The 15389-nt window shown below is 65.9% G+C and carries 11 protein-coding genes; all 11 read left to right on the top strand.

The window, feature by feature from the left end:
* The first annotated feature begins 32 nt into the window (after positions 1–32).
* The 11 genes from LH390_RS08575 to LH390_RS08525 all read left to right on the top strand — a co-directional run bounded on the left by LH390_RS08575 (position 33) and on the right by LH390_RS08525 (position 15358).
* The gene (locus LH390_RS08575) at positions 33–959 is read left to right on the top strand and encodes a heme/hemin ABC transporter substrate-binding protein (RefSeq protein WP_227281707.1); all 927 of its coding nucleotides are present in this window, start codon (positions 33–35) and stop codon (positions 957–959) included.
* A 58-nt stretch (positions 960–1017) separates the two neighbouring features.
* Complete coding sequence (gene ndk, locus LH390_RS08570) at positions 1018–1428, top strand: nucleoside-diphosphate kinase (protein ID WP_227281708.1); 411 nt, start codon at positions 1018–1020, stop codon at positions 1426–1428.
* Between the two features lie 242 nt (positions 1429–1670).
* Positions 1671–5531 (top strand): translation initiation factor IF-2 N-terminal domain-containing protein, encoded by a 3861-nt coding sequence (locus LH390_RS08565; RefSeq protein ID WP_227324262.1) that lies wholly within the window; start codon positions 1671–1673, stop codon positions 5529–5531.
* 239 nt (positions 5532–5770) lie between these two features.
* The gene (gene rplU, locus LH390_RS08560; RefSeq protein WP_227281709.1) at positions 5771–6076 is read left to right on the top strand and encodes a 50S ribosomal protein L21; all 306 of its coding nucleotides are present in this window, start codon (positions 5771–5773) and stop codon (positions 6074–6076) included.
* Between the two features lie 50 nt (positions 6077–6126).
* Positions 6127–6426 (top strand): 50S ribosomal protein L27, encoded by a 300-nt coding sequence (gene rpmA / locus LH390_RS08555; protein ID WP_227281710.1) that lies wholly within the window; start codon positions 6127–6129, stop codon positions 6424–6426.
* A gap of 219 nt (positions 6427–6645) precedes the next feature.
* Positions 6646–8163, top strand: coding sequence for a GTPase ObgE (obgE, locus tag LH390_RS08550; RefSeq protein WP_227281711.1), 1518 nt, complete (start codon positions 6646–6648; stop codon positions 8161–8163).
* Positions 8164–8172: 9 nt separating this feature from the next.
* Positions 8173–9306: a glutamate 5-kinase gene (gene proB / locus LH390_RS08545; protein ID WP_227281712.1), complete on the top strand. Its 1134-nt coding sequence runs from the start codon at positions 8173–8175 to the stop codon at positions 9304–9306.
* Positions 9307–9353: 47 nt separating this feature from the next.
* Positions 9354–10268 carry a D-isomer specific 2-hydroxyacid dehydrogenase family protein gene (locus LH390_RS08540; protein ID WP_227281713.1) on the top strand — a complete coding sequence of 305 codons (915 nt, stop codon included), beginning with the start codon at positions 9354–9356 and terminating at the stop codon, positions 10266–10268.
* A 313-nt stretch (positions 10269–10581) separates the two neighbouring features.
* Positions 10582–13092, top strand: coding sequence for a hypothetical protein (locus LH390_RS08535; RefSeq protein WP_227281714.1), 2511 nt, complete (start codon positions 10582–10584; stop codon positions 13090–13092).
* Between the two features lie 115 nt (positions 13093–13207).
* A complete protein-coding gene (locus tag LH390_RS08530) occupies positions 13208–14212 on the top strand; it encodes a hypothetical protein (protein WP_227281715.1) in 1005 nt (334 codons plus the stop codon).
* 195 nt (positions 14213–14407) lie between these two features.
* Positions 14408–15358 carry an ABC transporter substrate-binding protein gene (locus LH390_RS08525; protein WP_227337366.1) on the top strand — a complete coding sequence of 317 codons (951 nt, stop codon included), beginning with the start codon at positions 14408–14410 and terminating at the stop codon, positions 15356–15358.
* Positions 15359–15389 lie beyond the last annotated feature (31 nt).

The raw sequence follows: 15389 nt of genomic DNA, 5'->3' as shown, positions 1-15389 counted from the left end.
ACTACTGTTATTGTTGAAAAATGATGTCAGTAATGCGACGCGCCGCGGCACTGTCCGCGTGCGCACTCCTTGCCCTCAGCGGCTGCACCCAAGCGCCGCAAGAATCGACCGAAGCGACCACGCAGTCGTGCCCGCTTATCGACGCCCCCGCCGCCGTCACCGACGTCCCGCCCGTCACCCCAGCAGCGGAGGTGGGCCCGGACTACCACCAGCGCATCGTTGCGCTCGACCACACGGCGACGCTCACCAAGATCCTCATCGGCTTAGGTGCCGCCGATAACGTGGTCGGCCGGACGGTGTCCTCCGGCGAGCCGCAGCTAGCGGACCGGCCGCTGGTCACCCAGCACGGCCACGAGGTCAACACTGAGGCGCTGCTGGCCCTGCGCCCGGACATTGTCATCCACGACGGCACCATGGGTTCACTAGACACGATCGCCGCCGCTGGGGTGCGCGTGGTGGAGGTGCCGCTGAGCCGCACAGTTGCCACGATGGGCCAAGACGTCCGGGCGGTTGCCCACGCCGTTGGCCTGGACTCCCAGGGTGAGAAGCTAGCCGCAGCGATGCCGGAGGTGCCCTCCGGCCCCAGCGGGGACCCGGCACCGCGCATGGTCTTTGTCCTGGCCCGCGGGCCGGTCTTCTTCATCCTCGGCGATTCCACCGGCGGGCTTATCGACGCCCTCGGTGGCGTCGACGTCGCCCGCGACGCCGGCATCCATGACCGGGTGCCTGCCACCGCGGAGGCGTTTACCCAGCTCAACCCGGACGTCATCATCATGATGACCAAGGGCCTGGAGTCCATCGGCGGTGTTGATGGCCTGCTGGCCAAACCCGGGGTCAGCCTGACCGAGGCCGGCAAGCACCGCAGGGTGCTCACCCTGCCGGATACGGACGCCCTGGCCTTCGGGCCCCAGACCGGCGCGATGGTCACGGCCGCACGCGATCAGCTTCACCAGTGCTAGCTGCTGGCCCGGCAGCACAACTCAGCGCTGCCGGATGCTGTGAGTTAAAGTGTCGCCCATGACTGAACGCACTCTCATTTTGATCAAGCCGGACGGAGTCTCACGCGGACTCGTCGGGGAAGTCATCTCCCGTATTGAGGCCAAGGGCCTGCGCCTGGTCGCTCTGGACCTGCGGGTGGCCGACCGCGCCACCGCGGAAAAGCACTACGCCGAGCACACCGACAAGCCCTTCTTTGGTGAGCTGGTGGACTTCATCACCTCCGCCCCGCTGATCGCCGGCGTGGTGGAAGGCGAGCGCGCCGTGGAGGCGTGGCGTCAGCTCGCCGGCGGCACCGATCCGGTGTCCAAGGCCACCCCGGGCACCATCCGGGGCGACTTCGGGCTGTCCGTGTCGGAGAACGTGGTGCACGGTTCGGACTCCGTCGAGTCCGCCGATCGCGAGATTGCCATCTGGTTCCCCAACCTCTAGCCCACGCGCACACCACTTTTGTGGATGACGGCGCCGCGCAGATACCAGCGCGGCGCCTTTTGTGTGCCACAATGGCAGGAAACACAATTGAATTGACTGCGCGCACCGCCGCACGGGCGGCGGGGGTTCCTCTGCGCGGCGACGAGCACCCTCACCAGCAGATGAGTGTGGGGGATTACTGGCATCGGCGCCCGGAGGACCAGCACGTCCGCAGGACAAAGACCTTGTAAGGAGCCAAATACGTGGCTACACCAGCCAAAACAACTGCATCAACGGCCTTGAAGGAGGCCGCGGACTCGTTTGATCGGGACCAGCTCGTGCCAAAGATGAGACTGCACCTGCTGGCCAAGGGGATGGGGGTGACCTCCAAGGAGCTCATTGGAGCGGCCGCGGAGTTGGGGTGGAAGAAGGTGGCGCAGTCCACGCTCAGCATCGCAGAATCCCAGCAGCTTCTGGATTTCCTCAGCGCCGCGGATGGACAGGGGGCACAGGAAACGCAGCAGGCACAGCCCGACGCAGCCAAGGAGGCGGCGTCGGAGGAAGCACCGCAGCAGACCCCGGCCAAGAAGAAGACCACTGCAAAGAAAACCGCAGCAAAGAAGGCCACTGCGAAAAAGGCAACGGCCAAGAAGGCGACGGCAAAGAAGGCGCCGGCAAAGAAGACCGCCGCCAAGAAGCCGGTGGAGCACACCCCGGATAACGCTGAGCAGAGCCCGCAGGACACCACGCCGGCTACGGACCAGGCGAACGAGCAGGCCCCGGCAGCCGAGCAGGCGGCCGCGAAGAAGACCACCGCCAAGAAGACCTCGGCAAAGAAGGCTACGGCCAAGAAGGCTACTGCGAAGAAGACCGCCGCTAAGAAGGCGCCCGCGAAGACAACCTCCGAGCCTGAGGAACCGCAGGCTGCCCCGGAAACCCCGGCCGCGGCGCAGAGCGATTCTGCCACCGCCGATGCCACCCCGCAGCGACGCACCAAGCGGCGCCGGGCCACCCGGAAGTCCGGGCCCGAGAAGTCGGGCCAGGAACAGGCCTCGCCTGCCTCCCCGAAGGAGGATGCGGCCGCCGAGAAGCCGGCGGATGACGCCGCGGAGACGGCCTCGGATCAGGCCACCGAATCGGTGCGCCGTCGCGTGCGCGCCAACGTGGATAATGAGATCGCCCAGATCGAGCAGAAGGTCGACGCGCAGCTCGCGCAGGACCTTGCCCAGCAGGACAACCACGACAACCAGGACAACCAGGACAACCAGGACACTGACGCCCCCGAGGCGCAGGAGACTGAGCCGTCCGAGCAGGCCGGCGCCTCGACGAGCGCGCCCGCCCCGCTCTTCCTGCCTCCCCACGAGCAGGAAGAACAAGACTCCGCTCGCCCGGCGAAGACGAAGAAGGCACAACGGTCCGCTCAGGCCGCGCCGTCTGATGACGCCGCAGCGGCGACGGATGATGCTGAGGACGCGGAGTCCGCGGGCGGTCGGCGTGCCCGGCGCCGTGGTCGGCGGGGAGCGGGCCGCGGACGCGGTGGCGCGGAGGCGTCGATAAGCACTCAGGACGCCCAACCCGACGCCGACGAGCCCGCCGAGGAAGAGCAGGACACCCCGGCGCAGGACCTGCCGCAGGAGCCCACCGCGCTGCGCGGCTCGACTCGGCTGGAGGCGCAGCGGCGCCGGCGCACGGAGCGGCGTGAGGAGGACCGGAAGAATCGGCACCTGATCAGTCAGGCCGAGTTCCTGGCGCGCCGGGAATCCGTGACCCGCACCATGGTGGTGCGCGAGCGCGAGCGCACGGATCATCCCGGGATGGTCACCCAGGTGGCCGTGCTGGAAGATGACCTGCTGGTGGAGCACTTTGTCACCTCGGATGCCCAGACCTCGCTGATTGGCAACATTTATCTTGGGCGCGTGCAAAACGTGCTGCCGAGCATGGAGGCGGCGTTCATTGACATCGGCAAGGGGCGCAACGGTGTGCTCTACGCCGGCGAAGTCGATTGGAAGGCCGCCGGTGCCGCCGGGCGCGAGCGCAAGATCGAACGCGCCCTGCACTCGGGCGACCAGGTGTTGGTGCAGGTGACCAAGGATCCCATCGGGCACAAGGGTGCCCGCCTGACCACCCAGATTTCGCTCGCCGGACGCTACCTGGTGTACGTGCCGGGGGGACGCAGCGCGGGCATTTCGCGCAAGCTGCCGGTCCCGGAGCGCAAGCGGCTCAAGGACATCCTGAAGAAGGTGGTGCCGAACAAGAGCGGGGCGATCATCCGCACCGCCGCCGAGGGCGCCTCCGAGGAAGCCATTGCTACCGACGTCCACCGGCTCCACGACCTGTGGGAAGACATCCAGGAGCGCGCCGACAAGGAAAAGAAGTCCAAGGGCGCCAAGCCTCGGACCCTGTACGAAGAGCCGGAAGTGCTGGTCAAGGTCGTGCGTGACCTGTTCAACGAGGACTTCACCAACCTCATCGTGGACGGGCGGCGCGCCTGGAACACCGTGGACGCCTACGTGCGCTCCGTCGCCCCAGACCTGGCCGATCGCCTGGTGCACTTCGACCGCGACGCCCATGATGGCCAGGACGCCTTCGCGCGCTACCGGGTGGATGAGCAGCTGGATAAGGCCCTGTCGCGGATGGTCTGGCTGCCGTCGGGCGGCTCGCTGGTTATTGATCGCACCGAGGCGATGACCGTCATCGACGTCAACACCGGCAAGTTCACCGGCTCCGGCGGCAACCTGGAAGAAACCGTCACCCGCAACAACCTTGAGGCCGCCGAGGAGATCGTCCGCCAGCTGCGCCTGCGCGACATCGGCGGGATGATTGTCATCGACTTCATCGACATGGTGCTGCCGGAAAACCAGGACCTGGTGCTGCGCCGCCTGACCGAGGCGCTGAGCCGGGATCGCACCCGCCACCAGGTCTCTGAGGTCACCTCCCTGGGCCTGGTGCAGCTGACGCGCAAGCGGCTGGGCACCGGGCTGCTGGAGACGTTCTCCACGCCCTGCGAGGCGTGCGGCGGCCGCGGCATTATCATCCACACCGACCCGGTGGAAGAGCCGGTGGAGGCCGAGCCGCGCCGCGGCCGTGGCGGCGCCTCCTCCACCAAGCGGGAAGCCAAGGACTCCCACCCCGCGCCGAAGCACAGCCGCCGCGCCGGGACGGCCCCCAGCAGCGACGAGGAGCTAGAAAAGCTCGCCGCAGCGGTGGTCATTGAGGACCCGACGTCCGGCGAGGATGCCCACCCGCAGCAGCATGTTGCGGAGGAACAAGAGTCCGCGAGTGCGCGCCGCCGGCGCCGCCGCCGCGTGCAAACCGCCGCCGCGCGGGAGCAGGCCGGACAGCACGACACCGAGCAGGACCAGCACGCGCAGGACTCGGCCGCGGGGGAGGAGCGGGACCAGGCTCACGAGCCCGCCACCACCGGGCGTGGCCGCAGGCGGCGTGCCACCCGCGGGGATAGCGCGGGCGCGCGGCGTCGGCACGCGACCGAGAAGACCGAGCAGCTCAGCGAGGTCGAGCGCATCGCCGCGGAAGCGGTGGATTCTGCCAGCATCCAGGACCCGGACGAGCCCTCGGGCGCAGACTATGTGCCCGCCGCCGGTGCGGATACCTATGAGGAAGCACTGGCACGTTTCGAGGCCTCCCCGCGCCGCAAGCGCCGCACCCGCGGCAACTCCACCTCCGATCATCGCCCGCGCCGCTCCGACTTCGCGCAGCCCGCAAGCGAGCAGGAGCACAGTTCGCGTGACGACGCCCCCTCCGAGCGCCCCGCGCGCTCGCGGCGACGTCGCAGCGCCCAGGACAGCACCGCGTCTCGGAGCACCGGCAGGCGGTCGAAGGCAGCCGGCGGCTATGACCAGTACGCCGACCGCTCGGAGCGGGCAGAGGTCCCCGAGGAGCAGCCGGCACGCCGCGTAGCCATCGCCTCTGCCGACCGGGAGCGCGCCGCGCACCGGCGGCCGCGGAGGCGGGCCGTGCGCGGAGTGCGGCCGCAGGAGGCGCAGCAGCAGCGGCGCCAAGACCCCCCGAAGCAGGAGGCGCAGCCGGAAAAGAAGAGCGCCGGCGCGCAGCAGGAGGCTGCCGCACCGCGCCGGCGTGGCCGCCGCCGGGCCACCCGATCCTAGCCGCGCTCGCTCGGGCGTCCGCCCCCGAAACGAGGGGGCGCGGCGCGCGGTGCGGCGGCGGTGGTTTGTGTTCGCCCGGGGGTGCACGGTAGTCTTTGACAGTCGCTGTTTTGGGGCTGTTTGAGGCATGCGTGTACAAGCATGCGCGCGCCCCGGAACGCTCCCAAAGTTTCAGTACCAGTCCAATCGGGCCGTTTGTGTGGCCTGAGTCGAGAATCCAGATAAGGGGTAGCCCTCCTATGTACGCGATCGTCAAGACCGGCGGCAAGCAGTACAAGGTTGCCGAAGGTGACCTCGTCAAGGTCGAGAAGATCGAGGGAGAGCCGGGATCGGCCGTTGCTCTCACCCCGGTTCTGCTCGTCGATGGCGCAGATGTTAAGTCCAAGGCCTCTGACCTTGCGGAGATCAAGGTTCAGGCCGAGATCGTCGAGCAGACCAAGGGCCCGAAGATCAAGATCCTGAAGTACAAGAACAAGACCGGTTACAAGACCCGCCAGGGCCACCGCCAGAAGCTGACCGTTCTGAAGATCAACGGCATCAAGTAACGGCCGCTTACAGGCTCTGAGAGAATTTTCCACGAAGGAGGGAAATACCAATGGCACACAAGAAGGGTGCATCTAGCTCCAGCAACGGTCGTGATTCCAACGCGAAGCGCCTGGGCGTCAAGCGTTTCGGTGGCCAGCAGGTCAACGCCGGCGAGATTCTGGTCCGGCAGCGTGGCACCAAGTTCCACCCCGGTGAGAACGTTGGCCGCGGTGGGGACGACACGCTGTTCGCCCTCAAGGAAGGCGCAGTGAAGTTCACCATCAAGCGCAATCGCCGCATGGTCAACATCGTTGAGAACACCGCCGCGCAGACCGAGGCCCCGGCCGAAGAGGTTGCCGCAACCGCGTAACACCTCAACCGCGTAGCTTTTCCACAACCCCGCGCGCACCCTGATTGCCAGCTGGTGCGTGCGGGGTTTTGGCACTCACGCACAGGCAAATGCCCGCGCAGTGGCCCGTGGGGGCTACCAAGCCCGTAGTGTTGGGGGCACCAGCCTTGTCCCACACCCCTTGTGGGTCCCGTCAGGGCCCGCCCAATCCAGGACAGGATCCAGGAGAAGAAGAAAACTATGGCCCGCTTTGTTGATCGAGTTGTTTTGCACCTGTCCGCCGGCGACGGCGGGCACGGCGCCGCATCGGTGCACCGGGAGAAGTTCAAGCCGCTCGGCGGCCCGGACGGCGGCAACGGCGGCCACGGGGGAGACATCGTCCTGGAGGTCTCCACCCAGGTGCACACCCTGCTCGATCTGCATTTTCGCCCGCACCTCAAAGCCGGACGGGGGGCCAACGGGGCCGGCGATCACCGCAACGGAGCCCGCGGCGAGGACCTTGTCCTGGAGGTGCCCGTAGGCACCGTTGTGCTGGACGAGGACGGCCAGACGCTCGCAGACCTGGTCACACCCGGAACCCGGTTTGTTGCCGCCACGGGTGGATTCGGCGGATTGGGCAACGCCGCGTTGGCCTCCCGCTCCCGCAAGGCGCCGGGCTTTGCCCTCAAGGGGGAACCTGGCGAGGAAAAGGACCTCACCCTGGAGCTGAAGTCAGTGGCGGATGTGGGCCTGGTGGGCTTTCCCTCCGCGGGCAAATCCTCGCTGGTTTCCGTGCTGTCTGCCGCGAAGCCAAAGATTGCGGATTACCCCTTTACCACCCTTCAGCCCAACCTCGGGGTGGTAGAGGTGGATCATCAGACGTTTACCATCGCCGATGTGCCGGGCTTGATCCCGGGTGCCTCGCAGGGCAAGGGCCTGGGCCTGGATTTCCTACGTCACATTGAGCGCACCGCGGTGCTGGTCCATGTGGTGGACACGGCGTCGCTGGATCCGGGCCGTGACCCGCAGTCGGACATTGAGGCGCTAGAACATGAGCTCGCCCAGTACCAGTCCGCCCTGGATGAGGACACCGGCCTGGGCGACCTGATGGCGCGCCCGCGGATCATCGTGCTCAACAAGGCAGACGTGCCCGAGGCCGAGGAGCTGGCGCAGTTTGTCAAGGCCGACCTGGAAGAGCACTTCGGGTGGCCGGTGTTCATCATCTCCGCGGTGGCACGCAAGGGGTTGGCTCCGCTGACCTACAAGCTGCTCGAGATCGTGCAGCGCGACCGGGCGTCCCGCCCGCGCCAGGACTCCTACGACCAGGAGCACACGGTCATTCGGCCGCGTGCGGTGGATGCGCCGCGCGGTGATTTTGAGGTGATCGACGACCCCGCAGAGCCGGGGGCCTACCTGGTCCTGGGCCGCAAGCCGGAGCGCTGGATCCTGCAAACCGACTTTGATAACGATGAAGCGGTGGGCTACCTCGCCGACCGGCTCGCCCGCGCCGGGGTGGAAGATGCACTGTTTAAGGCCGGTGCCCGGGAGGGCGCCACGGTGACCATCGGCGGGGTGAGCTTCGAGTGGGAGCCGCTGACGGCGGCGGGCACGGATGTCGATCTGACCATGACCGCCCGGGGCACCGATCCGCGCCTGGAGCGCACGCACCGCGCCTCGGCGGCAGAACGCAAGCGCGCCTCGCAGGCGCGCCGCGGGCTCATCGACGAATACCACTATGACGATGAGGGTCCCTCCGAGCGCGAACGCTGGCAAGGATAGGGCGCGACGATGGGTGGAATTCCTACGCAAGAACAGGTCCGTGCCCGGGTTGCCAGTGCGCGTCGCGTGGTGGTCAAGATCGGCTCCTCCTCGCTGACCTCGGCCGATAATGCCGCGGTGGATCCGGCGAAGATTGATGCGATTGTTGATGCCGTGGTTGAGCGGCGTCGGCAAGGCAGCCAGGTCATCGTGGTCTCCTCCGGCGCGGTGGCCGCGGGGCTCGCCCCCCTGGGTTTGGCCAGCCGGCCGGGAGATCTGGCCACCCGGCAGGCCGCCGCCGCGGTGGGCCAGGTGCACCTGGCCCAGCAGTGGGGGGCTTCCTTCAACCGCTATGGCATCACGGCGGCTCAGGTGCTGCTCACCGCCTCTGACGCGGGCCGGCGCGACCGCGCCCGCAACGCCCAGGCCACGCTGGAGCGCCTGGAATACCTGGGTGCGGTGCCCATCGTTAATGAAAATGACACGGTGGCTACCTCGGAGATGCGCTTCGGCGACAATGACCGCCTGGCCGCCATCGTGGCCAATCTCACCGGCGCGCAGGCGCTCATCTTGCTTTCCGACGTCCCCGGCCTCTACGACCGCGACCCCCGCGAGGCCGGCGCACGGATGGTCCCCGAGGTCCGCTCCGGGCGCGACCTTGCCGGCGTGACCGCCGGTGACGGGGGAGCGGTAGGCACGGGAGGGATGGCGTCGAAAGTCGCGGCGGCACGCTTAGGGTGCCGGGGTGGCATCCCCGTGCTGCTGGCCAGCGCCGCTGAGGTTGCCCGCGCAACCGGAGACGCCAGCGTGGGCACCATCTTCCACCCCCAAGGACAGCGCCTGAGCGCGTGGAAGTTCTGGGCACTGCATGCCGCAGACAGCGGCGGGACGCTGCGCCTGGATGCTGGCGCGGTAGCCGCGGTGACCACCGGGGGAGCCTCGCTCTTAGCGGTGGGAATCACGGAGGTAGAAGGCGAGTTCCACGCCGGCGAGATCGTGGACATCGTTGACCCCTACGGGCAGATCGTCGGCCGCGGCGAAGTCAGCGTGGATGCCGCGCAGCTGCGCCGGATGATCGGCCGACGCAGTGAGGACCTACCCGAAAACCTGCGCAAGCCCGTCGTCCACGCCGACTACCTATCCCACTTCGCCTCTCGGGCATAAAACCAACGGCCTGAAAGCGCCCGACGGCGTTGGCTAGGGTGGACACCATGAGATTTATGATGCTGCCCAAGCCCTGGGAACAAGTGACCACCACCCTCGTTGATGCAGGACACGAGGAGGTCTCCGACCTGGATCAGGCCCAATTCCTAGTGTTCAACGGCGGGCCAGATGACCTGCCAGAGCTGCCCGAGAACCTGGAGTTCATCCACACCGCCTACGCGGGAATGGACGCCCTCTGGCAGGCGGGCAAGCTCGATGCGCGGGTGCGCTGGGCCAACGCAGGAGGGCTGTACGCGGACTCGGTGGCAGAAAGCACCCTGGGGCTCATGATTGGCGCCAGCCACCTATACAAGCTGGTGACCAAGGCGGCGACGTGGAAAACCGAGCCGCTCGCCCAGCGCGAGACGCGCTTTGTCTACCGGGATTCCACGGTGCTCATCGTCGGAGCAGGCGGCATTGCACGCCGACTCATTGCCATGCTCGAACCCTTCGGCTGCCGCATCATCGCTGTCAACCGCTCCGGCCGCCCCGTGCCGGGAGCGCACACCACCTTGCCGTTTTCTCAACTCGACGAGCAGTGGTCTGAAGCGGACTTTGTGGTCCTGCTTGCGCCCCTGACGGGCGAAACCCGCCACCTGGTCGACGCGCAGGTTTTGAAGCGCATGCGGCCGGATTCCTACCTGATCAACGCCGGGCGCGGCGGTTTGGTGGACACCGACGCCTTGGTCGACGCCTTGCGCAGCGGCCAGATCGCCGGCGCCGGCCTGGACGTGACGGAACCGGAACCGCTGCCCGACGGCCACCCCCTGTGGGAGCTGGACAATTGCCTGATCACCCCGCATACCGCGAACACGCGTCCCGTGATGCGCGCGGAGCTGGGGGGACTGGTGGTGCGCAATGCGGAATTATTCGCCGCCGGGGAAAAAATGCTCACCGAGGTTGACGTGGAGCGTGCGTACTAAGTCCGTACAGCGAGGGTTGACCCCGAAAGGGGTGAACCTATGACGTTATGTGGACTGCCTTTAGTATGGGTTTGACGTGCGTAAATCTAGCGTTGACAGGTGAATGTGGGAAAGGGGTCAGGCTAACCTTGGAGTTTTCAGGGGATTTAGCATACCTTTAAAGGCGTTCATGTAACGGACTGATCTCGGTCTGATAACGCTATGAGGAAATCGACTGAGCGTCTGACGCCTGTGAGGACATCTCCGGTCACCCGGGTCACCGTCGACTGAACACCCAGCCACCTGTTCCTCGAAGGAAATGAGCTCCCACCCTATGAATTCTCGCTTCCATGGCAAGCGCGCCATTGCCGCGCTGGTCACAGCCACTTTGCTATCTAGCGGGACGACTGTCGTCGCCCCGGCTTTTGCTGCTGACAGCCCCGCAGCCGAAACCACGACCGCTAAGCCCAAGGCAGATGCCCCCAAGGGCGAACCCAACGGTGCAGGTAACGGCAAATTCTCGGTAGAGACCACCAATGTTGAACCCGGCGGCCTAGTCACTGTCAAGGGTGTTGGCTTTGACAAGCGCCCCGACAACGGCGGCTTCTTGGCCCTCAAGATTGACGACGGCAAGATCGCACCCCCGGAAAACCAGGACGGCGCTGACATCAGCAGCGTTGATGGCGACACGGCTTATGTTGCGGAAGACAACTTGCCGGGCGAGGACGGCAACTTCACCGCCAAGCTGCGCCTGCCGAATGACATCACGGAGGGCAAGCACTGGATCCGTATCCTCTCCGGGGGCGATGGCGGCCCCACTCTGACCAAATACGAGTGGTTCACCGTCGGCGATGAACCGGCTGAGGAGCCCACGGCTGAAGACAAGCCGGGCGCAACCGCCGCAGCCGTCGAAGCCACCGGAGACGCCACCACGGCCCCCACCGGCGAGGTCTCCGTTCCCGTCAGCGCCACCGGCTTCGGTGCCACCAAGGATCTGACCGCCAAGGTCGGCGACACCGCCGCCAAGTTCCGTCAGGGCCGCGCCAGCGTTGACTCCGTGAAGTCCGATGACAAGGGCGCCTACGCCGGCACCCTGGTTGCCCCGGCAGGCTCCGCCCTGGCTGGCTCTGACGTCACCGTCACCGTCACCGACGGCGACGCCTCCGCAGAGTTCACGCTCTCCCCGAAGCCGTCTGCGACCTTCACCAACGACAAGGACCTGCCGGAAACCTCCAAGGGCTCCACCGTCACCGCCAAGATTGGCAACCTGCCCGCCGGCACCGAGGTGTCCAAGGTCGGCGCCAACGGCGAAAACTGGGCCGCCGAGGCCGTCAAGGCTGACGAGTCCGGCACCGCCACCCTCAAGGTCTCCATCCCGGAGTCCGCTGAGGTGGGCACCCCCATCGAGGTCACCGCAGGCGACAAGACCTACCCCACGGCATCCAAGGTCACCCCGAACAATGCCACGGACAACGTCGACCACTTCAAGACCACCATCGGCTACCTGGATGCTGGCCTGTACCAGTCCGCGTACTCCGCCAAGGAAAACGCGCTGTTTGTCACCCGCTCGGTGGGACGCCCGCCGATCAAGGAGTCCAGCCTGTTCAAGCTGGACGCTGACACCCTGGGCATCCAGAAGGAAATCATGCCCGAGAAGGACGGCGACAACATCGCCCACGCCGTCTACGGCATCGACGTTGATGACGAGCTGGGCTACGTGTGGGTGACCAACACCCGCTCCAACTCGGTGGCCATCTACAGCACCAAGGACCTCTCCCTGGTCCACCAGTTTGACAAGGACGTGGCCAACCACCCGCGCGACGTCAAGGTTGACCCGAAGACCCACAAGGCCTACGTGTCCATCCCCAGCGGTGACGCCTTCAGCATCGAGGTCTTCGACGGCAACACCAAGTCCAAGGAAGGCACCATCAAGCTGCCCGCCGGTATGGACAACGTCATGTCGCTGGACCTCGACGCTGCGACCGGCGACCTCTACGCCGTCTCCCGCAGCTCCGGCAAGGCCGTCAAGGTTGAAACCCGCAACGGCAATGCCATCACGGAATACCAGCTCCCGGAGAAGGACATCCCCAGCGCAGCTGGCGTCGCCTTTGACACCAAGAACCACAACCTGTGGGTCACTTCCCAGGACTCCTCCAAGGTCGCCGTCTACAACGTTGACCAGAAGAAGACCGTTGCAGTTAAGGACACCGGTGCCGGTGCCCTCAACGCCGCCTACGACCCGGTGAACAACCTGGTCTACGTGATCAACCGCGGTGGCGGCACGGTCTCCGTGTTCAACGCTGACACCCAGGAGCGCGTGGCCAACCTCGACGTCGTTGGCAGCAACGCCAACCACGTTGCGGCCGATGGTCGCGGCAACGTGTACGCGGTGAACAAGTTCAACGAGGAAAAGGACGGCAAGCAGGTCAACCGGGTGGTCAAGATCACCCCGGCCGAGCAGGACTCCACCGATGAGGCAAAGCCGTCCGATGAGGCGAAGCCCTCTGACGAAGCAAAGCCGTCCGATGAGGCGAAGCCCTCTGACGAAGCAAAGCCGTCCGATGAGGCGAAGCCCTCTGACGAAGCAAAGCCGTCCGATGAAGCGAAGCCTTCCGAGGATGCCAAGCCGGACAACAAGCCGGAAAAGCCGAGCAAGCCGGACACCGGTTCGTCTGCGCCGGCACTGCCCGCGCTGCCTGCTTTGGCGGTGAACTTCACCGGATTCTTCAAGGGAGCCTTCGACGCGATCAATCGTTCGCTAAGCTTTGCGTGGCAGGCCAATATCAACACGGTCCTTCACTTCGACTGGTTGCTGCGCCTGACGCGTTCCATCTTCCGCTTCTAGCTCCACCCACGCTATGAGTCTCAGCCTCACTGGTGCATGGCACCGTGGGGCCACAGGCTTCATTAGCATCTGCTCCGCCACGCGGGGCAGGAGTATCGATCAAAGGATTGTCACCATGAGCATGAAAGCTCGTCGGCTGGTCGCCGCCCTCGCGGCCACCACCATCGTTTCCACGGGCGCCGCAGTCATCACTGTGCCCGTTGCCACCGCGGCTCCGGCTGCGTCCAACTCTGTCAACCCCCGCCCCGGCTCCGGCAAGGGCACGCTCGCGGCCAATGGCACTGTCGCCCCGGGCGGCCTGCTCAAGGTCTCCGGTGTGGGCCTAGCCCAGCGTCCGGAGGGCGGCTTCCTGTCCTTCAAGCTGGATGACGGCAACCTGAAGTTCCCTGATGCGCAAGAAGGTGGCTCCGGCGAAGCCTCCGGCGGAACCGTCACCTTCAACAAGAAGGAAAACCTGCCGGACGCTGACGGCGCCTTCTCCGGCACCATCCGTCTTCCGGAAGACATTTCTGAAGGCACCCACTGGGTGCGCATGCTCGCCGGCGGTGACCAGGGCGAGTTGGCTTCCCTGTTTGCCACCTTCGAGGTAGCCAAGGAGGCCGTCAACGCCACCGCGGAGTCGCCCAAGCCCGTTGATGTCCCGGCGGACAACACCAAGCCCACCGATGAGGCCAAGCCTTCTGATGAAGCTAAGCCCACCGATGAGGCCAAGCCCTCCGACGAGGCCGAGGCCTCTGACGAAGCCAAGCCTTCTGACGAGGCAAAGCCGACCGAGGACACCAAGCCTGCTGACGAGGGCAAGCCCTCCGACGAAGGCAAGCCCGCCGAGGAGACCAAGCCCGCTGAGCAGGCCGAAGGCTCCTCCCTGCCCGTCAATATCAAGGTTGACGGTGACTTCAAGGTGGAGAACCTGCCGGAACCGGCCGCGGTTGTCACCGGTGCCCTGGCTGCCGCCAAGCAAGCTGCCGAGGTCTTCGGCCCCATCGCCGTGAAGGCACAGCAGGGTCTTGCCAACGCTGTGTGCTCCGGCCTGAAGGCCTTTGAGGCTGCGGCTCGTGGCGTGAACATCAACGTCAACGTCGCCCCGGTCATCCAGATCATCACCATCTTCATGCGCTAAACCATCAGCGCACCTGCTTTTGCTACGAGGAGCCGGCCCGACCACGGGCCAGGCCCCTCGTGGGAGGGGCCAGGACTGCGTGCTACGGCCGTGGCAGTCGGTACCTGGTTTCTCCTTGACCCTCAACCCTGATTGGATCATCCTGTGTTTTCTCGCCGTACCTTCCTTCGACTAGCCGCCGTTGGAGCTGCCGCAATGCTCAGTACCACTGGGCTGACTGCGTGCGGTGATAACGCAGGCAGCGGTAGCACCGGCCCCATGCGCACGGTGGTCGACGCCCAGGACACTACGGTTGAGGTTCCGGAAAACCCGAAGCGCATCATCGGGCTGTCGGAGCCCACGGTCGACGGCCTGCTCGCCCTTGGCATCAAGCCGGTGGGGGTCACGGCGGGTCGCGGCCAAAAAGAGCTTCCCGGATACCTGCGCGAGCAGGGAAAGGGCTTGGAGATCGTCGGCAGTATTGGGCAGCCGAACTTTGAGGCCATCGGGGCGGCCAAGCCGGATCTCATCGTGGTGGACGGCACGTCGGTGAACAACAACCCGCCGGTCATGGAGGCGCTGCGCGCCATTGCGCCGGTGGTGTTTACCGGTTATGCCGGTGGGGACTGGAAGAAGAACCTCACGTTCGTTGGCGATGCCGTGAATAAGCAGGATGAGGCAGCCAAGGTTATCTCGGACTATGACGCCCGGGCGAAGGACCTGTCGGACAAGCTCGGCGAATACAAGGACAAGACCTTCTCCATCGTGCGCTGGCAGGGCAATTCGGCGTCACTGATTCTCAAGGAGCTTCCCGCTGGCCGCGCCCTCAACGACGTGGGCCTGAAGCGCCCGGAGAAGCAGGATCGCAACGGCCAGGGGCACTCGGACCCGGTGTCCAATGAGAACCTGGAAGACATCGACGCCGATTACATGTTCTTCGGCTCCCTCGGTGGGTCTTCCGTGAATAACCCAGATGCCGGCGGCAATTCGGATGAGGAGGCCTCCGCGCAGGCAGTCTCCCAGGCCGAGGAGGTCCCCGGGTTTACTGACCTGAAGGCCTACCGCGACGCCCACATCATGCCTATCGACGGCTCCGTGTGGACGTCAACCGGCGGGCCCATCATGATGAACAAAATCCTTGACGACATTCAATCCTGGTTGGTCTGATTCCCTTGAGCACCCCACGAAAGAAGTTGCT

It is taken from the genome of Corynebacterium uberis (assembly GCF_020616335.1).
GTDB lineage: Bacteria > Actinomycetota > Actinomycetes > Mycobacteriales > Mycobacteriaceae > Corynebacterium > Corynebacterium uberis.
The sequence above is the reverse complement of the archived record's forward strand: the minus strand, read 5'-3'. Positions and strand labels throughout refer to the sequence as shown.